We start from the raw sequence: 22636 nt of genomic DNA, 5'->3' as shown, positions 1-22636 counted from the left end.
CATGAACGGCGCATCGCTTCGTCATCAGCCCCCACCAGCACCCGGCCGCAAGCCGGTGCCACGGGGTGCCAGCCGAATGGTGGCTAAAGAGCCGATGTCGGCGCGCCTGCCGAAAGCCAACTTTGGTTTCCTCAAGGCGCTGTTCTGGCCGGTGCTGCTGGTGGCGTTGGGCTTTGGCACATACGAGGGTGCGCAGCGCCTGTTGCCGTATGCCGACCGGCCGATCACCAAGATCAGTGTGCAGGGCGACTTGAGCTACATCAGCCAGCAAGCGGTACAGCAGCGCATCGGTCCGTACCTGGCGGCGAGCTTCTTTACCATCGACCTGGCCGGTATGCGCTCGGAGCTGGAGCAGATGCCGTGGATCGCCCATGCCGAAGTGCGCCGCGTGTGGCCGGACCAGGTGACGATCCGCCTGGAAGAACAACTGCCCGTGGCCCGTTGGGGCGATGAAGCGCTGTTGAACAACCAGGGCCAGGCGTTCACCCCGCGTGAGCTGGCCAACTATGAGCACCTGCCGCAGCTGTTCGGGCCGCAGCGGGCGCAACAGCAAGTGATGCAGCAGTACCAGGCCTTGAGCCAGATGCTGCGGCCACTGGGCTTCTCCATCGCACGCCTGGAATTGCGTGAGCGGGGCAGCTGGTTTTTGACCACCGGGGCAGGCAGTTCCGGCCCGGGCATCGAGTTGTTGCTGGGACGCGACCGCTTGGTGGAAAAGATGCGCCGCTTTATTGCCATCTATGACAAGACCTTGAAAGAACAGATTACGAACATTGCGAGCGTCGACCTGCGTTACGCCAACGGCCTGGCCGTCGGCTGGCGTGAACCAGCTGCGCCGACGACAGCCAAACCCGCTGTCGCGAAGAATTAAGAAGAGGCAGGACCCATGGCAAACGTGCAAAGCGGAAAAATGATCGTCGGTCTCGATATCGGCACCTCCAAGGTGGTGGCGCTGGTCGGCGAGGTCGGGGAAGACGGTGTTATCGAAATCGTCGGTATCGGCACGCATCCGTCCCGGGGCCTGAAGAAGGGCGTGGTGGTGAACATCGAGTCCACCGTGCAATCGATCCAGCGCGCCATTGAAGAAGCGCAACTGATGGCCGGCTGCCGGATTCACTCGGCGTTTGTCGGCGTGGCCGGCAACCATATCCGCAGCCTGAATTCCCACGGCATCGTGGCCATCCGCGACCGTGAAGTCAGCTCGGCGGACCTTGAGCGTGTACTCGACGCGGCCCAGGCCGTGGCGATCCCGGCTGACCAGCGCGTGCTGCACACCCTGCCGCAGGACTACGTGATCGACAACCAGGAAGGCGTTCGCGAGCCGCTGGGCATGTCGGGCGTACGTCTGGAAGCCAAGGTTCACGTGGTGACCTGCGCCGTCAACGCTGCACAGAACATTGAAAAATGCGTGCGCCGCTGCGGTCTGGAAATCGACGACATCATTCTCGAGCAGCTGGCTTCGGCCTATTCGGTACTGACCGACGACGAAAAAGAGCTGGGCGTGTGCCTGGTCGACATCGGCGGCGGCACCACCGACATCGCGATCTTCACCGAGGGTGCGATCCGTCACACCGCCGTGATTCCGATTGCCGGCGACCAGGTCACCAACGACATCGCCATGGCGCTGCGTACACCGACCCAGTACGCCGAAGAAATCAAGATTCGCTATGCCTGCGCCCTGGCCAAACTGGCCGGTGCCGGTGAAACCATCAAGGTGCCAAGTGTCGGCGACCGCCCACCGCGTGAGCTGTCGCGCCAGGCCCTGGCCGAGGTGGTCGAGCCACGCTACGACGAGCTGTTCACCCTGATCCAGGCCGAGCTGCGCCGCAGCGGTTACGAAGATTTGATCCCGGCCGGCATCGTGCTGACCGGTGGCACCTCGAAGATGGAAGGCGCGGTGGAACTGGCCGAGGAAATCTTCCACATGCCCGTCCGCCTGGGCGTGCCCCATGGCGTCAAAGGCCTGGGCGACGTAGTGCGCAACCCGATTTATTCCACCGGTGTGGGCTTGCTGTTGTACGGGCTGCAAAAGCAGACCGACGGCATTTCCCTGTCGGGCCCGAGCATCCGTGACAGCTACCGCGGTGGCGACGACGAAGCCAAAGCGCCGTTGTTCGAGCGCTTGCAGGCTTGGGTGAAAGGCAATTTCTAAAGATTTACCGCAACACCGTAATAAGCAGTAGGCGAAAAAACTAGAGAAAACGAAAGGAGAGGGAACATGTTCGAACTCGTAGACAACATCCCCGCAAGCCCGGTTATCAAAGTAATCGGTGTCGGCGGTGGCGGCGGCAACGCTGTCAACCACATGGTCAAGAGCAACATTGAAGGCGTTGAATTCATCTGCGCCAACACTGATGCCCAGGCGCTGAAAAGCATCGGCGCGCGGACCATCCTGCAATTGGGCACAGCTGTGACCAAGGGCCTCGGCGCTGGCGCCAACCCGGAAGTCGGCCGTCAAGCCGCGCTGGAAGACCGCGAGCGTATTGCTGAAGTGCTGCAAGGCACCAACATGGTGTTCATCACCACAGGCATGGGCGGCGGTACCGGTACCGGTGCGGCCCCGATCATTGCCGAAGTGGCCAAGGAAATGGGGATTCTGACCGTTGCTGTCGTAACGCGTCCGTTCCCGTTCGAAGGTCGCAAGCGCATGCAGATCGCCGACGAAGGTATCCGTCTGCTGTCTGAAAGCGTTGACTCGTTGATCACCATTCCCAACGAAAAACTGCTGACCATCCTGGGCAAGGACGCAAGCCTGCTGTCCGCATTTGCCAAGGCTGACGATGTTCTGGCCGGTGCCGTTCGCGGTATCTCCGACATCATCAAGCGCCCAGGCATGATCAACGTCGACTTTGCCGACGTACGTACCGTGATGAGCGAAATGGGCATGGCGATGATGGGCACTGGCTGCGCCAGCGGTCCGAACCGTGCACGTGAAGCCACTGAAGCGGCGATCCGCAACCCATTGCTCGAAGACGTGAACCTGCAAGGCGCACGCGGCATCCTGGTGAACATCACCGCCGGTCCTGACCTGTCCCTGGGTGAGTACTCCGACGTGGGTAGCATCATCGAAGCCTTCGCTTCCGAGCACGCGATGGTCAAAGTCGGTACCGTTATCGATCCGGACATGCGTGATGAACTGCACGTGACCGTGGTTGCTACCGGCCTGGGCGCAAAAATCGAGAAGCCTGTAAAGGTCATCGACAATACCGTTCACACCGGCCACAACAGTCACGCCAGCCAGCAAGCTGCCGCTCCAGCGCCTGCGCGCCAGGAACTGCCGTCGGTGAACTACCGTGATCTGGACCGTCCGACCGTGATGCGCAACCAGGCTCAGGCCGGTGCTGCGGCGTCCCGTAGCCCGAATCCGCAAGACGATCTGGACTACCTGGACATCCCGGCATTCCTGCGTCGTCAGGCCGATTAATGGAATGTATCAGGGCTATGAAGGTGATTGGTGTTCAGCAAAGGTCTGGTCTGTTATTATCGCCAGCCTTTGTTGATACCAGTTCGCAATTTGCGCTGAAGCGGTCCAAGCCATGATTAAACAACGCACCCTGAAGAATATTATCCGTGCCACAGGTGTAGGTCTGCACTCCGGGGAGAAGGTATACCTGACCCTCAAGCCCGCACCTGTCGACACCGGCATCGTGTTTGTTCGTGCCGACCTGGACCCTGTGGTGCAGATTCCTGCTCGCGCGGAAAACGTTGGCGAAACCACTATGTCGACCACACTGGTCAACGGTGACGTCAAAGTGGACACGGTGGAGCACTTGCTCTCGGCCATGGCTGGCCTGGGCATCGATAACGCCTACGTCGAGCTCTCCGCGTCCGAAGTCCCTATCATGGATGGCAGCGCTGGACCCTTCGTATTCTTGATTCAATCTGCCGGCCTGGAAGAACAGGACGCAGCCAAGAAGTTCATACGCATTCTGCGGGAAGTGACAGTAGAAGACGGCGACAAGCGCGCCACCTTCGTCCCGTTCGAAGGCTTTAAAGTGAGCTTTGAGATCGATTTCGATCACCCGGTATTCCGTGACCGCACACAAAGTGCAAGCGTGGATTTTTCCAGCACTTCGTTCGTAAAAGAAGTCAGCCGCGCCCGTACCTTTGGTTTCATGAGTGACATCGAGTACCTGCGCAAGCACAACCTCGCACTCGGCGGCAGCGTTGAAAACGCCATCGTGGTCGACGCGGATGGTGTACTGAACGAAGACGGCCTTCGCTATGAAGACGAATTCGTGAAGCACAAGATCCTCGATGCAATCGGTGACCTCTACCTGCTGGGCAATAGCCTGATAGGCGAGTTCAAAGGCTTCAAGTCGGGCCACGCCCTTAACAACCAGCTGCTGCGCAAGTTGATTGCACAGACAGATGCTTGGGAAGTCGTGACCTTCGAAGATGCCAGCACCGCACCGATCTCTTACATGCGTCCCGTTGCGGCGGTGTAAGTAACAACTCTCTTCTTTAGTTTTGAAAGGCCACCTTCGGGTGGCCTTTTTTTATGCTTAAAAAATAGCAAGTTGCGCGGTAATGACATTGTCGTGAAACGTGTTGCAACTTTCGACGGTGTTTTTGTAGGAACTGATACTTTTTCGTGTACCACACAGTCTTCGTGAGGCCGTTGAATAAAGTACCAACAGCTAAACGAGTTTTGAATTAACGCGAGATCAGTGAATACATACCTATTACTGTTGAAGGAATACCGATCATGAACGCTATCGCTCCAGCCGCTGTATATCGCAGCCCTGACCCTCAGCAACAAAACGTCAACAATAACCCACCCGAGCGCTCTTTTGCCGCGCCCTATACCGCGAATGTGTTCGGCGGTGAAGCGAAGTTTCAGCCGATCCCCACGGTGTCTTTTTTTCCGCGAACCTATGCCACCATCGCCGCCAGGGTCACCCCGATTGCTGGCGGCCCGAGCGCGGGTGTGAGCGCAACGGCTCGGTTTGATCCCGTCATCAGCTTACGGCCCAATGACAGCGGCGGCCTCACCGTCAGCTTCGCACCCAAGATGCAGCTGGAAGTCGGCGGCAGTTTGAGGGCCGGCATTCCCAATATTTTAGGCACGGGTGTGGGTTTTAATGTCGGGGGCAGCGTTTCACAGCGATTTACGTTTGGCGCACCGGAATTCAGCGCCACTGTCCATCCAAGTGGTGAATTAAACTTTAACGCTAATTTGAAGCCTTCAATTGTCAGCCAGCAATCACTGAGTGTGAATGGCGGTCTTGAGGGCAGCCTTGCCAGTTCTGGCGTTAGTGTGGGCGGTGGCGTGAACCAAAGTGTTACGCATATGACTGGGCAACATATAAACGTCGGCGGGGCGGGTCTTCAATTCACACTGTCTCCCACTGGTAAACCGACTATTACGCAAAACGCTGACAACACATTATCCATCGCCAATAGTTATACCTTTTTCCCCCGGACAAGTATTAACGCGAATATTCGAGCAGGGCAGGTGGGCGCCAATGGCGGAGCAGGCGTGTCACCGTCATTTACCCTTCAACACAAAGTTACTTTCAGTACCGACCTGACCAGCAAGTCCCCGCCAAAACACGAGTTTTCCGCAACATCGGGCGTTTCGGTCGATGGCTCCTTCGGTTTAAGCGTGTCTCTGTTGCCACCGCAGTTTCCATTGAGTGTTACAGCGCAAGTGGGCGCTGACCCGAGAGTCTCGGTGTCAGGAGGTGGCAGCTACACGCTGTAAAGGCCGCCCCTGTGAAAAATGTACTGACTCACTGTCATCAGCAGGAGGCACCTTCAGCGTCGGGATCCAAACCCACGCTGACGGTGCGGCGAGCGGCCTTGCTCCAACCGCACTGATTGACCGATTGGCCCAGGTAGCAAGCTTTTCAGGGAAGGGCTGCGGCATCCACGATGCGGTTGCGCCCGCTGTGTTTGGCCTCATACAGCGCCTGATCCGCGCTCAGCAACAATGCCTCCAGCGATACGCGGCTGCGTTTGTCCCAGGTACTCATGCCGATACTCACCGTAATCGGCCGTTCGGCGCCGGCACACCGTGGCAAGTGCTCGACGCTGCTGCGGATATGCTCGGCGATCACCCAGGCGCCTTTGGCGTCGGTGTGCGGCAGCACCACGGCAAACTCCTCCCCGCCATAACGCGCCGCCAGATCAGCCGGGCGGCGGATGTTGTCTTCGATGACCCTGGCCACCGTGCGCAGAGCCTCGTCACCGCCGTGGTGACCATGGCGGTCGTTGAAGGCCTTGAAGTGATCCACGTCGATCATCAGCAGCGTCAGCGGTTCGGTTGAGCGTTGCGCGCGGTCCCATTCCAGGCGCAGGCGCTGATCGAGGATGCGACGGTTTGCCAGGCCGGTCAGCGCATCGGTGGCTGCCAGTTCTGACAGCACTTGCTCGGCGCGGTGGCGGCGGCGCAGCTCGTTGCTGAGCATCCAACTCAGCCACAGCAGACCGATGCACAGCACGCCCGTCGCCAGGCTGATCAGCAAGGCTGCGCGTTTCCATTGGGCAAATACCTCATCGGTGGACAGTGCCACCGCGACGATCAGCGGCAAATTGCCCACCGTGGAAAAGCTGTAGAGCCGCTCTCGGTGGTCAACACTGGAAACGCCGCGAAAGCTGCCATCGCGCTCCTTGAGCATGCGCCCGACATTTGGCTGCTGGCTCAGGTCCTTGTCGATCATGTCCAGTTCGAGCATGGGATGCTGCGCCAGCAGAATGCCCTGCTGGTTGATCAGGTTGATGGTGCTGTTGCTGCCGATATTCAGGCTGCTGAACAGCTGGTGAAAATAAGACAAGCGCATGGAGGCCACCGCCACCCCCTGAAAGCGCCCGTCCGGCCCGGAAACGCGGCGGCTGAACGCAATGCGCCATTGGTCGTCGCACACGCAGCGCGACATGAACGGGCGGCTGATGTACAGCCCGATTTCCGGGGCTTTGCGCTGCACCTGGAAATAATCGCGATCAGCGAAGTTGCCGGACTTGGGCGTGAGCAAGGACGAGTCGGCGATCACCTCGCCATTGGCGTCCAGCAGCAGGATGTCGCCCTTGTAGGGCGCGGCCGCGGAGCGGTCGAACTGCACCAGATGGCGGATATCGGCGGAGACGCTTTGCAGGTCGTTGCGCTCGGTGGCGGCGATCAGGCCCTTGAGGGCCATGTCATAGAGCTCGACGTTGCGCAGTACATCGGCGTCAATCAGTTGGGTGATGTTGTTCGCGGTGCGCGTGGCGGTCTGCAGGGTATTGGCGTGTTCACGAATCAGCAGCACCGCCACGATCGCCACGATCAGCAGGGCCGTGAGGACACTGCCAAGGATCAGCAGGCGTTCCGGGCGACGTGTAGAGCGAGAAAGGCTCGGGCTCATCGGGCGTACTTTTGCGTCGAGGATGCCATTAGCGTAGTCCGTGTACGGCGTTGCAGCAGGTCAGGGCCCGGTGGCCTCCACAATCCGGTTTCGCCCACTGTGCTTGGCCTCATACAGTGCCTGATCCGCGTGCAACAGCAGCGTCTCGAGTGACAGGTGACTGCGTTTATCCCAGGTACTCATGCCGATACTCACGGTGATCGGCTGTTCAGCGCCGGCGACGCGCGGCAGGTGCTCGACGCCGCTGCGGATATGCTCGGCGATCACCCAGGCGCCCTTGGCGTCGGTGTCCGGCAGCACCACCGCAAACTCTTCCCCGCCATACCGCGCAGCCAGGTCCGCGGGACGACGGATGTTGTTGGCGATCACCTGGGCGACCGTGCGCAGTGCCTCATCACCGCCGTGGTGGCCGTGGCGGTCGTTGAAAGCCTTGAAGTGGTCCACGTCGATCATCAACAGCGTCAGCGGCTCGGTGGAGCGCTGCGCGCGGTCCCATTCCAGGCGCAGGCGCTGGTCCAGGGTGCGACGGTTGGCCAGACCGGTCAGGTCATCGGTGGCGGCCAGCTCCGACAGCACTTGCTCGGCGCGATAGCGACGGCGCAGTTCGCGGCGCAGCATCCAGGTCAGCCATAACAGGCCAATGCAGAGCACGCCGGTGGCGCCGCTGGTGAGCAGCGCGGCGCGTTTCCACGGGGCGAACACGTCTTCGCTGGCCAGCGCCACCACCACAATCAGCGGTAATTCACCGACATTGGTGAAGGTGTACAAACGCTCGGTGCCAGTGATGGCCGAGATCGCCCGAAAGCTGCCTTCGCCTTCGCGCAGTATGCGTTTGAAGTTGGGCCGATCGCTGAGGTCCTTGTCGATCATGTCGCGCTCCAGCAGCGGCTGCTGGGCGAGAAGAATCCCCTGGTTGTTCAGCAGGTTCACCGAACTGCCATTGCCGATGGTGAGGCGGTTGAATAGTTGATCGAAATACGCCAGGCGCATCGTTGCCACCGCGACACCGGCAAACTCGCCGTCCGGCCCCGTGACGCGACGACTGAATGCGATGCGCCAGACTTGATCGCAGTTGCAGCGAATCCTGAATGGGCGGCTGATAAACAGGCCGGCCTGGGCATTCTGTCGATGCGCCTGGAAGTAATCGCGGTTAGCGAAATTGCGTGGCGTTGGCCACAGCGTCGAGGAGTCAGCAATCACTGCACCGTTGGCATCCAGCAACAGCACTTCGCCTTTGAAGGGCGCTGCGGTGGACTGGTCAAACTGCACCATGTGCCGGATGTCCGGTGACGCCTGCGCCAGGTCCTTGCGGGTGGTGGCCTTGATCAGACCCTCCAGCGCCAGGTCATAGAGCTCGACGTTACGCAGCACATCGGCATTGATCAGTTGGGTGATGTTGGTGGTCGCGCGCTGGGCGGCCTGGACGGTGCTGGCGTGTTCGCGGTTCAGCAGCGCCGCGACGATAATCACAATCAGGGTGACGGTCAGGCTACTGCCCAGAATCAGCAAAAGCTCCGAGCGTGCAGGTAAAGAAGGAGGGCGGAGTTGACTCATCGCGCAGACTTCAACAGATAAGATACTGGCAGTTTAGTTCTACGCGATGAAAATTAGGGCATGGGCTAAAAAAGAAAGATTGGCGGGTTAGAACACGTTGATCGGGTAGTCCACGATCACCCGGTATTCGTCCACATCCCGATCCACTGCCGCGTAGCCATTTCCGCCGCGGTTGGTCGCCCATTGCAGGCGCACGGCCAGGTCCTTGGCTTTGCCGCCTTGCACCACGTACTTCAAATCGATGTCGCGCTCCCAGTGTTTGGCGTCCTTGCCATCGGCGCTGTACCAGGCGCTGTAGCCACGGCTGTTGGGGTCGACCTTGGTCAGGTCGGTCTTGCCGCTGATGTAGGAAACGGCAGACGTCAGCCCTGGCATGCCCAGGCCTGCGAAGTCATAGGCGTACTTGAGTTTCCACGAGCGCTCGTTGGGGCCGTTGAAGTCCGAGTATTGCTGGGAGTTGTCCAGGTAGACGCTGTCGCCCTGGCTGATGTAGTCGAACGGCGTATTGCCGTTGACCCGCTGGTAGGCGGCGGTGAGGCTGTGGTTGCCCACGCCCACGGTGAAATGCAGGCTGTAGGTGTTGTTGTCGATGCTGCCCAGCAGCGACCGGCCGGTGTCCTGGGTGTGGTAGTAGTGCAGGCCGGGGTTGAGGCTGACCAGGTCGTTCAGCGCGTAGGTGTAATCCAGGTCGTAGTAGTACTGGTGCCACACGTCCTTGAGTTCGGAAGCGTACAGGTTGCTGGTGACGCCCGGGATGGCGCTGAACGACACACCGGCCCAGTTCAGGTGCTGGCTGTCGGCGTGGTCTGGCAGCGCGCCGTAGCTGGTGCCGATGCGCCGGTGGCCGCTCTGGTTGTAGAGCTTGGTGAAGCTGGCCTGGCCGCCTTCAAGCATCCAGCCGTCGAAGCTGTGGTTGGTCAGGCTTACGCCGCGGAAATCCTGCGGCAGCATGCGGGTCATGCCGCCGGCGATTACCGGGTTGTTGAGGAACAGGTCGCCGGCTTTCAGCTCGGTGTCGAAGGCGCGCATTTTCAAGGTGCCGCCTGCGGTGGAGAACGAGCCGGGCGCTTTGCCGTTGCCGCTGCCATACGGCAGGATGCTGGAGCCGTCGGTGCCGCCACCGCCGTCGAGCTTGAGGCCGAGCATGGCGTTGAGGTCCAGGCCGAAGCCGACGGTGCCCTGGGTGTAGCCGGATTCGAAGGTGCCGATGAAGCCTTGGCCCCATTCCTTGCTGTCATCGGTGTGGATGTCGCGACGGTCGCGGTTCATGTAGTAATTGCGGGTGTTGATCTTGAGGCTTGCGCCGTCGACGAAACCGTCGGCGGGGGTGGTGTCTGCCGCTTGGGCCAGGGGGGCGATCGTTGTTGCAATCGCTAGGAATAGCGGGGTGAACGTCAGCGAGTTCTTCACCGGTGGAGCTCCTTTGGTCAATCGTAAGCGGCCAATGTCGTGGGGGGGTGCCTGGCCTTTTTTTACCGCAAAAAAAAGCCGCTGAAGTCAGCGGCTTTGAACAGATTCCCAGTGTAGAGCCCTGGAAATAAGTCGAGGGAAATTTGGGTGAGCGGGAAGCTGTGGTTGCCGTCGCGCTCATCGGTGCGTCAAATTAGCGCAGGTGAGCGGTGCGGTACAGAGTGTAACAAGATAATGACTGTTGCCCAAATTGCAACAGTCGCGGGGGCTTTTGTAGGGGGAGTGAGTACATATCCGTTGCTGCGGTCACGGCGGCTGGCGGTTCCGCTCTTACAGCGGGTCACTTTTGGCAAACGCCCCAAAAGTAACCAAAAGGTCTTTGCCCCACCACTCGGCACCTCGCTTAGGCTCGGTGTTCCCTCACTCCGGCTTGAATCCGTGGGCCGCCGCGACGGGCCATCCATGGCCCAACGCGGCTAACCCGGCGTCCTGCCGGGTTACCCACGGATTCAAGCCTGCGTTCGGCCAGCGTGGTTGACGGGGCCTGTCAGATCACAAGCAAGATCAAAAGCAAAAGCACGGCGGCCTGGTAGCCGACCTGAGTGGTAGAAGCAAAAGCGGATCAAAAGCACAGCAACACATTTCTATCTGATGCACAGAGCTCCAAATGTGGGAGCGAGTGCAGTCGCCAGCACCGCACTGCTGTGCTTTTCTGTGGGAGCTGGCTTGCCTGCGATGCAGGCACCGCGGTCCATCAGGTACACCGGGTTGATGCCATCGCAGGCAAGCCAGCTCCCACATTTGATTGAGTTCAGCTTCCAAAATCAGGTCGGCTGTCAGGCCGCCTCGGTTTTGCTTCTACCACTCAGGTCGGCTACTAGGCCGCCGTGCTGTAGATCTTGATCTTGATCTTAGGCGCCCCGTTAAACCACGCTGGCCTCACGCAGGCTTGAATCCGTGGGTAACCCGGCAGGACGCCGGGTTAGCCGTGTTGGGCCATGGATGGCCCGTCGCGGCGGCCCACGGATTCAAGCCGGAGTGAGGGCACACCGAGCCGAAGCGAGGTGCCGAGTGGTGGGGCAAGAGCCTTTTGGTTACTTTTGGGCTCTTTTCAAAAGTGACCCGCCGTAAGGGCGGAACCCCAAAGCGGCCATCACCCAAATAACGGATATACCCCCAGCAAACCACCCCTACACCGGCAGGGTTATGCCAAACGTATTTCCCCCACCCTCACTGCGCACAAACACATCCCCGCCGTGCATCAAAGCGATCGCCTTCACAATCGCCAACCCCAGCCCATGATTCGCCCCGCTGTTGCTGCGCGACGCATCCACCCGATAAAACCGCTCGAACAGCCGTGGCAAATGCTCACTGGCAATCGCATCCCCAGGGTTGGTCACCCCAATCGCCACCTGATGTTCCTGCACCTGAATATCCACCTCAATAACCTGCCCCGCCGCGGTGTGCTGCACGGCATTACTGAGCAGATTAATCAACGCGCGGCGCAAGTGAGCTTTCTCGATCTGCACCAACGCATCGCCACGCACCCGCACTTGAACCTGGGCGTCTTCGAGGATGAAATCCAGGTAGTCGAGCGTGGTCGCCACCTCATCCGCCAGGGAGCTTTCGATCAGCTTGGTGGCCTTGCTGCCCTGGTCAGCACTGGCGAGAAACAGCATGTCATTGATGATCGAACGCAGCCGCTCCAACTCTTCAAGATTGGATTGCAGCACCTCGAAATAATGCTCGGCCGAACGCCCGCGCGTCAGCGCCACCTGCGTCTGGCCGATCAGGTTGGTCAGCGGCGAGCGCAGCTCATGGGCCACATCGGCATTAAACGATTCCAGGCGCGAATAAGCCTGTTCCACCCGATCCAGCGTGGAGTTGAATGAATTGACGAACTGGCTCAGCTCCGGCGGCAACGGCGACAGTTGCAAGCGCCCCGAGAGCTTGGGCGGCGCAAGCTTCTGCGCTTCATCCGAGAGTTTGCCCAACGGCTTGAGGCCGATGCGCGACACCCAGAACCCCAACAGCGCCGCCAGCACCACGCCGACAAACGCCAGGCCGATCAACGCCACCAGCAACTGGTGCTGAGTCGCGCGGAAGTTTTCAGTGTCGATGGCGATCATAAAGCGCAGCGGCGGGCGCTGTTCTTTCGCCGCGAACTGGCTCACCAACACCTTGAACGGGTACTCGCGCCCCGGCAGGCGCAAGTCGCGCTTACCGGTCGGCCCTGCGGCGAACGCGCGGATCTGCGCATCCGGGTTGCCGTACTCGTAGTTCGGATCGCTGCTCACCACCCAGAAGCGGATGCGCTTGTCTTCCTCACCGAGCAATTTCAGTTTGGCGGTGATTTTCGCCCAATGGTCCGGCGTGCCAAAGCGGTTCACCGAGGATTCGAGCACGCTGTAGCGCGCATCCAGCTCGGCGCCCGGCAACAACCCAAGGCCGCGGTCCACTTGCTGGTACAGCGCGCCGCCGATCAACACGAAGATCAGCAGCGCCACCAGCGTGAACATGCCGCTCAGGCGCAGGGCGATGGAGTTAGCCGACACTGCGGTTCTCCAGCACATACCCCATGCCGCGAATGGTGTGCAGCAGTTTGTGCTCGAACGGCCCGTCGAGCTTGGCGCGCAGGCGCTTGATCGCCACTTCGACGACGTTGGCATCGCTGTCGAAATTGATGTCCCAGACCATCTCGGCAATTGCCGTTTTCGAGAGGATTTCACCCTGGCGCCGCGCCAATACGCTGAGCAGCGAAAACTCCTTGGCGGTCAAGTCCAGGCGCAGGCCGTTGCGGCTGGCCTTGCGGCTGATCAAATCGATCCACAAGTCAGCGACGGTGACCTGCACCGGCTCATGCCCGCCGCTGCGGCGGGTCAGGGCTTGCAGGCGCGCCACCAGTTCGAGGAACGAAAACGGTTTGCCCAAGTAATCGTCGGCGCCTTCGCGCAAGCCGCGAATGCGGTCTTCCACGCGCTCGCGTGCGGTGAGCATGATCACCGGTGTTTGCTTGCGCGCCCGCAGCGCGCGCAACACGCCGAAGCCGTCGAGGCCGGGCAGCATCACGTCGAGCACGATCACCGCGTAATCGTTTTCCAGCGCCAGGTGCAAGCCTTCGACACCTTCACGCGCCACATCGACGGTGTAGCCTTGTTCCGTCAGGCCGCGGTGCAAGTAGTCCGCGGTTTTTTCTTCATCTTCAATAATCAGGACGCGCATGACCCCGCCTTTAGTGTGTGGTCGCCAGCGCCAGCGCTGGTTTGGGCCTGTGGAAAAACTTCTCAAGGTACAAGTATATGACCGGCGTGGTGAACAGCGTCAGCGCCTGGCTCACCAGCAAGCCGCCGACCACCGCAATCCCCAGCGGCTGGCGCAACTCCGCGCCCGGGCCGGAGCCGAGCATCAGCGGCACCGCGCCGAGCAAGGCGGCGAGGGTAGTCATGATGATCGGCCGGAACCGCGTGACGCAGGCTTCATAAATCGCCTCCTCGGGCGGCAGCCCGCGCACGCGCTGGGCGTCCAGGGCAAAGTCGATCATCAGGATGCCATTCTTCTTCACGATACCGATCAGCAGCACCAGGCCGATCAGGGCCATGATCGAAAAGTCCTGGCCCAGCAGCCACAGCATGATCAGCGCGCCCAAGCCCGCTGAAGGCAAGGTCGAGATGATCGTCAGCGGGTGCACGAAACTCTCGTACAACACACCCAGAATAATGTAGACCGCCACCAGCGCCGCGAGGATCAGCCAGGGCTGGCTGGCCAGCGAACTCTGGAACGCCTGGGCCGCGCCCTGGAATGTGCCGATCATGGTGGACGGCATGCCGATTTCGTTCTTGGCCTGGTTAAGCATGATCACCGCATCGCCCAACGCCACGCCAGGCGCCAGGTTGAACGACAGGTTGGCGGCCGGGAACATGCCGTCATGGCTGATCGACAAGGGCCCCACGGTGGGCGGGTCGACCTTGGCCAGCGCCGACAGTGGCACCATCTCGTTGGTAAGCGGCGAACGCAGGTAGAAGTAGTTCAGGCTCTCGGCCTTGCCGCGTTGCTGGGTGTCGAGTTCCAGCACCACCTGGTACTGGTTGATTTCGGTCTGGAACTCGTTGATCTGGCGCTGACCGAAGGCGTCATACAGCGCCTGGTCGACATCGGTGGCGGTCAGGCCGAAGCGCGCGGCGGCCTGGCGGTCGATGCTGATGTGGGTGATGCTGCCGCCCAGTTGCAGGTCGTTGGACAGGTCGCGAAAGGCCGGGTTGGCGCGCAGTTTTTCAGTCAGGCGCTGGGTCCAGGTGTTCAGCGTCGGGCCGTCGTTGCTCTTGAGCACGTATTGGTACTGGGCCCGGCTCGGGCCGGAGCTTAAGTTGATGTCCTGGCCGGCGCGCAGGTACAGCACGATGCCCGGCACCTTGGCCAGTTTGGGGCGGATGCGGTCGATGAACTGGCTGGCGGACACATCGCGATCACCGCGATCTTTCAAGGCGATCCAGAAGCGGCCATTGGCGATGGTCTGGTTGCTGCCGGTCACGCCCACCGAGTGGGAAAACGCTTCCACCGCCGGGTCGGCCTTGACGATCTCGGCCAGGGCTTTGTGCTTGGCGACCATGTCCGGGTACGACACGTCGGCCGCGGCCTCGCTGGTGCCGAGCACGAAGCCGGTGTCCTGCACCGGGAAGAAACCCTTGGGGATAAAGATGTAGCCGACCACGGCCAGGGCCAGGGTCACCATGAAGATCGCCGCCATCGTGCGTTGATGGGCCAGCGCGCGACGCAGGTTGCGCGCGTAGCCGGCCAGCAGGCGTTCGCTGAAACCGGGCTTGTCGTGGGCGTGATGGGTGGGCGCGCGCATGAACAGCGCGGCCAGCGTCGGCGCCAGCGTCAGTGACACCACCACCGAAATCAGGATGGTCGAGGTGGCCGTCAGCGCAAACTCCTTGAACAGCCGTCCGACCACGCCGCCCATGAACAGCAGCGGAATAAACGCCGCCACCAGCGAGAAGCTGATGGACACCACCGTAAAGCCAATCTCGCCGGAACCCTTGATCGCCGCTTCGCGTTTATCGAGGCCCGCCTCCAGGTGGCGGTGAATGTTCTCCACCACCACGATGGCGTCGTCCACCACAAAGCCCACGGCGATTACGATCGCCACCAGCGTGAGGTTGTTCAGGCTGAAACCCAGTACATACATCAGCGCAAAACTGGCGATCAGCGACACGCCGAGCACGCTGGACACAATCATCGTCGCCGACAATTGACGCAGGAACAGCGCCATCACCGCCACCACCAGCAAGATGGCAATCAGCAACGTCACTTCCACTTCATGCAACGAGGCGCGAATCGTCTTGGTGCGGTCGGTCAACACGCTGACCTGCACCGAGGCCGGCAACATGTCTTCCAGGCGCGGCAGCTCGGCTTGAATGCGGTCCACGGTTTCGACAATGTTGGCGCCGGGCTGGCGCGAAATCACCAGGTTCACGCCGGGCGTGTCGCCCGACCAGGCCTGTACGTAGGCGTTTTCCGAACCGTTGATGACTTTGGCGATATCACGCAGTTGAACCGGTGCGCCGTTCTTGTAGGAAACAATCAACTGGCCGTATTCATCCGGGTGAAACAGCTGGTCGTTGGTCGATAGGGTCGACACGCTGTTCTCACCGTAAATCGCGCCCTTGGCCAGGTTCAAGCTCGATTGCTGAACAGCCAGACGCACATCGGCGAGGGTCAGGCCAATCGCCGCGAGTTTGTCGGGCGAAGCCTGTACGCGAATCGCCGGGCGCTGCTGGCCGGTGATGTTGATCTGGCCGACGCCGTCGATCTGGCTGATCTGACGGGCCAGCAAGGTCTCTACGTAGTCGCTGAGTTCGGTGCTGGGCATGCTGTCGGAACTGACGCTGAGAATCAGCACCGGGCTGTCCGCCGGGTTGACCTTCTTCCAGGTCGGCAGGCTTGGCATATCGCTGGGCAGCTTGCCGGAGGCGGTGTTGATCGCCGCTTGCACTTCCTGCGCAGCGGTATCGATGCTTTTGTTCAGGGTGAATTGCAGCGTCAGCAGGCTGGAGCCCAAGGCGCTGCTGGAGGTCATTTGCGTCATGCCGGGGATGGCACTGAATTGCACCTCCAGCGGGGTGGCCACCGACGATGCCATGGTGTCCGGGCTGGCGCCGGGCAGCTGCGCGGTGACCTGGATCGTCGGAAATTCCGCTTCTGGCAGTGGGGCGACGGCCAAGCGCGGGAAGGCAATCAACCCCAGCAGCACCAAGGCGAAGGTCAGCAGCAGGGTGGCGACCGGGTGGTCGACGCACCAGGCCGACGGCGAACGGCTGCCGCTCATGGCTGCACCTTGGCGTCTACCGTCTGGATGGCTTGTGGTGGCTCCTTGAGCACCTCGACCTGGGCGCCGGCCTTGAGCCGCGACTGGCCGTCGCTGACCAATACATCCCCGGCCTGCACGCCCTTGATGATGTTCACGTCGCTGTCCTGATAGGCGATTTGCACCGGCACAATCTCGACCTTGTCACCGTTGACCCGGTACACGAAATGCGCATCCAGGCCGCGCTGCACCACGGTCGGCGGCACCACCAGGGCGTTCTTGTCGAGGGCGGTCTGGATCTTGATGGTCACCAGTTGCCCCGGCCACAGGCGCTGCGAAGCATTCTTGAACTCGGCCTTGGCGCGCAGCGTGCCGGTGGTGGAGCTGATCTGGTTGTCGATCAGGCTCAGGTGGCCTTCACCGAGCAAGTCGCCGGTCTGCCCGTCGGTGTCGGCGCCCATGTAGGCATCGACGCTGGCTTGAGTCGGCGATGCGATCAGGCCTTGCAGGGTCGGCAGCATTTGTTGCGGCAGTGAGAATTCCACCGCAATCGGGTCGATTTGCGTCACGGAGAACAAGCCCTGGGTATCGCTCATGCGCAGGAAGTTGCCTTCATCCACCGTGCGAATGCCGACGCGACCTGTCACCGGAGAGCGAATCTGGGTGTAGGAAAGCTGTACCTGAGCGGAGTCGATGGCAGCCTGGTTGCCTTGCGCCGTGGCTTTGAGCTGGTTGACCAAGGCTTGTTGCTGGTCGTAGGTCTGTTTTGACACGCCGTCGTCGATGCTCAATTCCTTGTAGCGCTTGAGGTTGACCAGCGCGACTTGCAGTTGCGCCTGGCTTTCCCCCAGTTGCGCCTTGGCCTGGTCGAGGCTCGCGCGGATCGAGCGGTCATCGATGGTGGCGAGCAGGTCGCCGGTTTTGACCAGTTGGCCTTCCTTGACCAGCAACTTGGTGAGGATGCCGTCGATTTGCGGGCGGATCACCACGCTGTGCAACGACAGCACCGAGCCGATGCCGCTGACAAAGCGGGGAATGTCCTGTTGCACCACGCTCACCACCCGCACCGGGATTGCGCTCGGCGCCGCCAGTTTGGTCTTGGCGGGCCGGGTCACGGCCCAGGCTGCAATCGCCACTACCACGAGGACACCCACGGTCAGGGCGGTTTTTCGTTGAATGTGCATGGGGTGAGGCGCCGGGGCAAAGGGGTGGGAAAATTAAGATGCTTTCTTTATAGCCCGCCGACCCGGTCAGCACGGTGACTGCTAACTGACAGCGCTGTCAGTAAAGGCAGACCATTCGTACAGGCGGTGGTTAAAGATCCGGGGCGCGCAGGTATACTGCGCGCCAGCGCGGCCCGCAAACCGGCCGCCGCCTCATTTTCTGCATGCCCCGGAGCTTCCATGACTTCCCCGATACAATCCCCTGTTGAAGCGGCCGACCTCGTCGATCCGGCCAGCGCTGAAGGCGTTGAAAAAGCCGAGATCCCGGCGTTCAAGTTTCCGTTCAAGCCGGGTGAACTGGCCGGGGCCAAGAATGCGGCCCAGCCTTGGTACAAAAATGGCGCCAAAAACGGCCATACCAAGTCGCCAGGTATGGCACCGCCGGGCACTCGTCGTTCGATGGGTAAACGCTGAGAGTAATCGGTCACGTATTTGTCGGCATTGCCTTACATCGCTCGCTGACGTTTCTGATTGCAGGTGCACGACCGTTTCTTGAAAGCTTGCACAGCATTTGCTTCGCCCAGGTGGATGGCGCCGGGGCGTGGTGAGGCTGGACTTTCCGGAAAAGGACGTACCTTGTGGTTTCGATACGTGTCTGTGTTGCGCCTGCCTTATCCCTGCTGGTCGCTGTTTTCTGCACACCTGCAACAGCTGACGAACCACGGCGCGAGATCCGTTTCGCGGTCGCCGCGCAATTCCCGCCGTTCCAAAGCCGCAACCAGCACGATCAACTGGTGGGGCTCAATATCGACCTGGGAAACGCGTTGTGCCAGCAACTCGGTGTGCGTTGTACCTGGGTTGATCAGGTGCTGATGGAGAGTTTTCCTGCGCTTGAGGGTCGACGGTTCGACGCGATCATGGGCATGGCGCCCACCTCCAGGCGGCGCCAATGGGTGAACTTCACGGATACGCTGTACCCGTTCACCACCCGGCTGGTAGGGCGCAAGACCTCCGGCCTGATGCCGACGCTGCAGTCGCTCAGGGGCAAGCGGGTCGGCGTGCTGCTGGGGAGCAACCGCGAAGCCTTTGCTCGAATCAAGTGGGCGCCGGCGGGCGTCATCATCAAGAGTTTCTGGCTCAATGACGAATTGACGCGCAGCCTGGTGGCCGGCCATATCGATGCGACGCTGCAAGGCACGGTGGAAATCCGCACGGCACTGCTCGACACCGCGCAGGGTCAGGATTTCGACTTCCTGGGTCCTGTTGTGTCGGCTGAACTGCTGGGTGACGGCGCGGCCATCGCGGTGCGCAAACCGGACACCGCCTTGCGCCAGGACCTCAACCGTGCGCTTGAACAACTGCGCCAGAGCGGTGAATACCAGCGCATCGTGCAGCCCTACAATCTGAACGAGCCGCCTTCCGACCAGTGATGGCTGATTAATTGCGCGGAACATGAGCGGGATCAGTGTTCGCCCCATGGGCGCGCTTAGCGTCGACGACCTGCCGACTCCTCCAATAATTACGAGCGCGCTTATGCCACGCAGGTGACCCGGGAAGGGGCGACGGTGGAGTATCAGTCAGTGCGCACCAAGCCGGACCCGCGCGCGATTGATCGCTGATACAGCGCACCCAGCAATCGACCAATGAAGTCCAGCGCGTGATCAACACCCTGCAAGGCGCAGCCCGCGATGCGGTGCAAGCCGTGGCACACAGCAGAGCCAGTGCAGCTCAGGCGACGTGGCGGCGCTGGCGCAAGATTTACGTCTGCTTGCGCAGGCGTTCTGGGGCCAACGGCGCTGACGCCAAAAAGCGTCTAGGCTGAATTTGGGAATTCTCCTATGAAACAAACAGGCGTGTCGTAGTTAAAGACCAGTCAGTGCTTGTTAGAACGTCGGGTGCGTTCGGGCCGTGAGTGATAGAGCACGGACGTCTCACACCACTTTTGAACAGGACAGGTCTATGACTACGGCAAAAAGAATATTGGCGCTGGCGCTGATAATGTTGGCCGGGAGCGGATGCGCGGTGGCTCCCCCTCCCGTAAACCCGTGGAGCGAAATCCGCTTCGGGGTCGAGGCGGATGTACCGCCGTTTGAATATCGCAATGAGCAGGGCGAACTCCTCGGATTGGATATCGAGCTGGGCAACGCCTTGTGTGCTGAACTCAACGCGCGCTGCGTGTGGGTCGATCAGCCTTATGCAACCAACCTTGCCGCGCTTCAGGCCGGGCGTTTTGACGCCATCATGCCGATGACCGCGACGCCGCCACGGCGCGAAACAGTCGACTTCACCCATCCGCTCTATGCCCTCGAAAGCAGATTGGTCGCGCCCACAGGTTCCAGCCTTTTGCCAACGCCCGGTTCGCTCAGAGGCAAACGCGTGGGCGTACTGACGGGCACCAGTCGAGCCGCTTTTGCGCTGGCACGGTGGGCGCCTCAAGGCGTGCAGGTACGTCAATTCAACCTCAATGCCGAGCTGATCAAGGCCTTGAAGGCCGGTGAGTTGGACGCGACCTTGCAAGACACGGTTGAAATCACCCAGGCGTTGCTGAACACCCCTCAAGGCAAAGCGTTTGCCTTCGCGGGGCCGGTGATCAATGACGAGTTGTTGGGCAGCGGCCCGGCCATAGCGGTGCGCAAAACCGACCCGCAATTGACCGCGGCGTTGAACACGGCGCTGCAGCGCTTGAAGGACAGTGGCAAATACGCGGCCATTACCCAGCCTTATCTGGCACCGGCTCCGGCTGAATCCGCAGCGGCCCGGATGATTTACACACCGGCGCAAGGTGGTTTTCCTTACTCGGAGGTGGTGCAGGTTGGGCACACCCTGTATCTCGCCGGCGTGTTGGGCCTGGATGAAAAGGGCAAGCTGGTGCGCGGAGGCATTCGCGCAGAAACCGCCCAGGCCCTGGAAAACTTGCGTGGCACGCTCAAGACAAAAGGCTTGGCGATGGACAGGGTAGCCAAATGCACGGTGATTCTTGCCGATGTCAAAGATTTCGCGGCAATGAACGAGGTGTACGCCAGTTATTTCCCCGCAGGCCGGCTTCCTGCCCGAACCACCTTTGCGGCAGGCAAGCTGTTGTTGAATGCGCGGATCGAAATCGAGTGTATCGCCAGCCTGTAAGCCCTCGCAGGCTGCGGGCCTGAGACGCCCGCAAGGAAATAAACGCGTAGTTGGCCGGCACCTGGGTGGCGATCCTGGTGCCGGCATCCAGTAGATGTTGCAGCGGTTGTCTTCGGCAAGATTCCGGCAGCGCCCGGCGTTGTAGGCGGCAAAGGTGATCGCCACAAACGCCTCGGTATTGCCTCTATGCACTGTTCTGGCTCTTGCGAAGCAAGTCATGCGCCAGTGCCTGTCAGTCCTCGGGCACCCGGTCGCGCAGCACAAAAACCATGCCCGCGCTTTCATACAGTTGACGGGCGCGCAGGTTGCTTTCGCGCACCTTGAGGTCGACGTAGGGTTCGCCGCGTTGCTTGAACACCTGAAAGCTGTGCAGCAATAACGCGCGGCCCAGCCCCTGGCCTTGGGCGCAGGGATGCACGGAAAGGTTCTTGATAAACGCGCTGGTCCAGCACTGGGCTACACCGAGGATGCCCTCGGCGTTGCTGGCCACCAGGCACAGCGTCGGGTCGAACTCGGCATCGGTGACGAACTGCTGGCGCCATTGCTCCAGGCCGGCGACACGGCCGCCGCCCTGGTCCTGGGTCATGCGCAGCACCGCATGAATCGCCGGGGCCAGTTCATCACGGTAATGGCCCAGCCGAGTATCGGCCGGCCACTGCGGGGCGGGCAGGCTGCCGGTCAGGTCGCGGCGCAACATGTGGAAGTATTGCGTCACCGGTTACAAGCCCTTTTGCGCCACGGTCTGGGCGGCAACCACCAGGCACTTGGTCAGTTCGGGCGAAGAGAACTTGGTCAGCACCGCGTCGGCACCGGCCAGGCGGGCCTTTTCGCTGTTCATCGCGCTGTCCAAAGACGTGTGCAGCAGCACGTAAAGCTCCTGGAAATCCGGGGTTTCGCGCAGCGTACGGGTGAGGGCGTAACCGTCCATTTCGGACATTTCGATGTCCGAGACCACCACGTTGATCTGCTCGGCCGTGCCTTGCAGCTCCAGCAGCACGTCGATGGCCTCCTTGGCGCTGCGTGCGGTGTGGCAGGTCAACCCGAGATTGCGCAGGGTGTGCACCGATTGCTGCAGGGCGACCTGGCTGTCGTCCACCACCAGAATCCGCGCATTGCCGAGTACTTCGGCCTCTTCCATGGTCAGGTCGGTGGGCGCCGCTTCAACCGGTGCCGGGGCGATGCCGTGGATGACCTTTTCGATATCCAGCACCTGCACCAGCCCGCCTTCGACCTGGGTGACCCCGGTGATAAACGAGCGGTTGCCACCGGAGCCATACGGCGGCGGACGAATGTCGGTGGTCAGGCAATGCACGATCTTGCTCACCGCCTGCACATGCAAGCCCTGCTTGGAACGGCTGACGTCAGTGACGATCAGGCAGCCGCCGTTCGGGTCTTGCAGGGGCATTTCGCCCAGCGCGCGGCTCAGGTCGATCACCGACAGCGACGCACCGCGCAGCGTGGCGATGCCTTTGACGTGAGGGTGAGACTCCGGCAGCTTGGTCAGCGGCGGGCAGGGGATGATTTCGCTGACTTTCAGCAGGTTGATCGCCATCAGCTTGCCGCTGCGCAAGGTAAAGAGCAGAAGCGAGAGTGAATCTGCGCGGGCTTTGGTGGTGGACATAAAAACCTTCTGTGGATCAGGAATGACGATCTATAGAGGGTTATCGACTCGGGCGCGCCAGGCTTTAACCGGATTTATGCAGGGCTGGCGTGTGTGGGAGCGAGCAAGCCCG

The 22636-nt window shown here is 61.0% G+C and carries 17 protein-coding genes and 1 pseudogene; 8 read left to right on the top strand and 10 right to left on the bottom strand.

Annotation, left to right across the window (positions count from 1 at the left end; translation table 11 throughout):
• The first annotated feature begins 1 nt into the window (after position 1).
• From ACM530_RS04925 to ACM530_RS04905, 5 genes are all read left to right on the top strand, one after another.
• Positions 2 to 871 (top strand): cell division protein FtsQ/DivIB, encoded by an 870-nt coding sequence (locus ACM530_RS04925; RefSeq protein WP_106579561.1) that lies wholly within the window; start codon positions 2 to 4, stop codon positions 869 to 871.
• Between the two features lie 15 nt (positions 872 to 886).
• Positions 887 to 2152 (top strand): cell division protein FtsA, encoded by a 1266-nt coding sequence (gene ftsA / locus ACM530_RS04920; RefSeq protein ID WP_017138181.1) that lies wholly within the window; start codon positions 887 to 889, stop codon positions 2150 to 2152.
• Positions 2153 to 2218: 66 nt separating this feature from the next.
• Positions 2219 to 3424, top strand: coding sequence for a cell division protein FtsZ (gene ftsZ, locus ACM530_RS04915; RefSeq protein ID WP_017138180.1), 1206 nt, complete (start codon positions 2219 to 2221; stop codon positions 3422 to 3424).
• Positions 3425 to 3536: 112 nt separating this feature from the next.
• Positions 3537 to 4448, top strand: coding sequence for a UDP-3-O-acyl-N-acetylglucosamine deacetylase (lpxC, locus tag ACM530_RS04910; protein ID WP_003216227.1), 912 nt, complete (start codon positions 3537 to 3539; stop codon positions 4446 to 4448).
• Positions 4449 to 4708: 260 nt separating this feature from the next.
• Positions 4709 to 5707, top strand: a complete 999-nt coding sequence (locus tag ACM530_RS04905) for a hypothetical protein (RefSeq protein ID WP_416364372.1) — start codon at positions 4709 to 4711, stop codon at positions 5705 to 5707.
• Positions 5708 to 5852: 145 nt separating this feature from the next.
• Here ACM530_RS04905 and ACM530_RS04900 read toward each other — a convergent pair whose 3' ends face one another.
• The 7 genes from ACM530_RS04900 to ACM530_RS04870 all read right to left on the bottom strand — a co-directional run bounded on the left by ACM530_RS04900 (position 5853) and on the right by ACM530_RS04870 (position 17801).
• Complete coding sequence (locus ACM530_RS04900; RefSeq protein WP_416364371.1) at positions 5853 to 7346, bottom strand: diguanylate cyclase; 1494 nt, start codon at positions 7344 to 7346, stop codon at positions 5853 to 5855.
• A 60-nt stretch (positions 7347 to 7406) separates the two neighbouring features.
• A complete protein-coding gene (locus ACM530_RS04895) occupies positions 7407 to 8900 on the bottom strand; it encodes a sensor domain-containing diguanylate cyclase (RefSeq protein ID WP_242194640.1) in 1494 nt (497 codons plus the stop codon).
• 87 nt (positions 8901 to 8987) lie between these two features.
• Positions 8988 to 10310, bottom strand: coding sequence for an OprD family porin (locus ACM530_RS04890; RefSeq protein ID WP_416364370.1), 1323 nt, complete (start codon positions 10308 to 10310; stop codon positions 8988 to 8990).
• 1190 nt (positions 10311 to 11500) lie between these two features.
• Positions 11501 to 12865 carry a heavy metal sensor histidine kinase gene (locus ACM530_RS04885; protein WP_145166232.1) on the bottom strand — a complete coding sequence of 455 codons (1365 nt, stop codon included), beginning with the start codon at positions 12863 to 12865 and terminating at the stop codon, positions 11501 to 11503.
• Positions 12855 to 13532 (bottom strand): heavy metal response regulator transcription factor, encoded by a 678-nt coding sequence (locus tag ACM530_RS04880; protein WP_053254480.1) that lies wholly within the window; start codon positions 13530 to 13532, stop codon positions 12855 to 12857. Before ACM530_RS04880 ends, ACM530_RS04885 begins: the two co-directional genes overlap by 11 nt.
• 10 nt (positions 13533 to 13542) lie before the next feature.
• A complete protein-coding gene (locus ACM530_RS04875) occupies positions 13543 to 16638 on the bottom strand; it encodes a multidrug efflux RND transporter permease subunit (RefSeq protein WP_416364369.1) in 3096 nt (1031 codons plus the stop codon).
• Positions 16635 to 17801, bottom strand: coding sequence for an efflux RND transporter periplasmic adaptor subunit (locus tag ACM530_RS04870; RefSeq protein ID WP_145166229.1), 1167 nt, complete (start codon positions 17799 to 17801; stop codon positions 16635 to 16637). The genes ACM530_RS04875 and ACM530_RS04870 overlap by 4 nt, the downstream gene beginning before the upstream one ends.
• Before the next feature lie 219 nt (positions 17802 to 18020).
• Here ACM530_RS04870 and ACM530_RS04865 point away from each other — a divergent pair, with 219 nt between their 5' ends.
• The 3 genes from ACM530_RS04865 to ACM530_RS04855 all read left to right on the top strand — a co-directional run bounded on the left by ACM530_RS04865 (position 18021) and on the right by ACM530_RS04855 (position 20903).
• On the top strand, positions 18021 to 18254 hold the full coding sequence (locus ACM530_RS04865; RefSeq protein ID WP_416364368.1) for a hypothetical protein: 234 nt from the start codon (positions 18021 to 18023) through the stop codon (positions 18252 to 18254).
• Positions 18255 to 18418: 164 nt separating this feature from the next.
• Entirely contained in the window at positions 18419 to 19210 is a 792-nt protein-coding gene (locus tag ACM530_RS04860; protein ID WP_145166228.1) for a transporter substrate-binding domain-containing protein, read from the top strand.
• Positions 19211 to 19739: 529 nt separating this feature from the next.
• The gene (locus ACM530_RS04855) at positions 19740 to 20903 is read left to right on the top strand and encodes a transporter substrate-binding domain-containing protein (RefSeq protein ID WP_416364367.1); all 1164 of its coding nucleotides are present in this window, start codon (positions 19740 to 19742) and stop codon (positions 20901 to 20903) included.
• Between the two features lie 90 nt (positions 20904 to 20993).
• Here the strand turns inward: ACM530_RS04855 and ACM530_RS04850 are convergent.
• The 3 genes and pseudogenes from ACM530_RS04850 to ACM530_RS04840 form a co-directional block, all read right to left on the bottom strand.
• Positions 20994 to 21095 (bottom strand): annotated as a pseudogene (locus tag ACM530_RS04850) (YkgJ family cysteine cluster protein); the annotation flags it as partial.
• 40 nt (positions 21096 to 21135) lie between these two features.
• Positions 21136 to 21600, bottom strand: a complete 465-nt coding sequence (locus tag ACM530_RS04845) for a GNAT family N-acetyltransferase (protein ID WP_277933550.1) — start codon at positions 21598 to 21600, stop codon at positions 21136 to 21138.
• Between the two features lie 21 nt (positions 21601 to 21621).
• Positions 21622 to 22524 carry a chemotaxis protein CheV gene (locus tag ACM530_RS04840; RefSeq protein ID WP_145166225.1) on the bottom strand — a complete coding sequence of 301 codons (903 nt, stop codon included), beginning with the start codon at positions 22522 to 22524 and terminating at the stop codon, positions 21622 to 21624.
• Positions 22525 to 22636: the final 112 nt, after the last annotated feature.

This window comes from Pseudomonas sp. NFX183, assembly GCF_047943075.1.
GTDB lineage: Bacteria > Pseudomonadota > Gammaproteobacteria > Pseudomonadales > Pseudomonadaceae > Aquipseudomonas.
The sequence above is the reverse complement of the archived record's forward strand: the minus strand, read 5'-3'. Positions and strand labels throughout refer to the sequence as shown.

Coding starts and splice junctions, on each gene's coding strand:
- ACM530_RS04865 (WP_416364368.1), top strand. CDS start 18,021: ATGACTTCCCCGATACAATCCCCTGTTGAAGCGGCCGACCTCGTCGAT.
- ftsZ (WP_017138180.1), top strand. CDS start 2,219: ATGTTCGAACTCGTAGACAACATCCCCGCAAGCCCGGTTATCAAAGTA.
- ACM530_RS04875 (WP_416364369.1), bottom strand. CDS start 16,638: ATGAGCGGCAGCCGTTCGCCGTCGGCCTGGTGCGTCGACCACCCGGTC.
- ACM530_RS04895 (WP_242194640.1), bottom strand. CDS start 8,900: ATGAGTCAACTCCGCCCTCCTTCTTTACCTGCACGCTCGGAGCTTTTG.
- ACM530_RS04900 (WP_416364371.1), bottom strand. CDS start 7,346: ATGAGCCCGAGCCTTTCTCGCTCTACACGTCGCCCGGAACGCCTGCTG.
- ACM530_RS04925 (WP_106579561.1), top strand. CDS start 2: ATGAACGGCGCATCGCTTCGTCATCAGCCCCCACCAGCACCCGGCCGC.
- ftsA (WP_017138181.1), top strand. CDS start 887: ATGGCAAACGTGCAAAGCGGAAAAATGATCGTCGGTCTCGATATCGGC.
- lpxC (WP_003216227.1), top strand. CDS start 3,537: ATGATTAAACAACGCACCCTGAAGAATATTATCCGTGCCACAGGTGTA.
- ACM530_RS04855 (WP_416364367.1), top strand. CDS start 19,740: ATGACTACGGCAAAAAGAATATTGGCGCTGGCGCTGATAATGTTGGCC.
- ACM530_RS04880 (WP_053254480.1), bottom strand. CDS start 13,532: ATGCGCGTCCTGATTATTGAAGATGAAGAAAAAACCGCGGACTACTTG.
- ACM530_RS04870 (WP_145166229.1), bottom strand. CDS start 17,801: ATGCACATTCAACGAAAAACCGCCCTGACCGTGGGTGTCCTCGTGGTA.
- ACM530_RS04845 (WP_277933550.1), bottom strand. CDS start 21,600: ATGTTGCGCCGCGACCTGACCGGCAGCCTGCCCGCCCCGCAGTGGCCG.
- ACM530_RS04840 (WP_145166225.1), bottom strand. CDS start 22,524: ATGTCCACCACCAAAGCCCGCGCAGATTCACTCTCGCTTCTGCTCTTT.
- ACM530_RS04905 (WP_416364372.1), top strand. CDS start 4,709: ATGAACGCTATCGCTCCAGCCGCTGTATATCGCAGCCCTGACCCTCAG.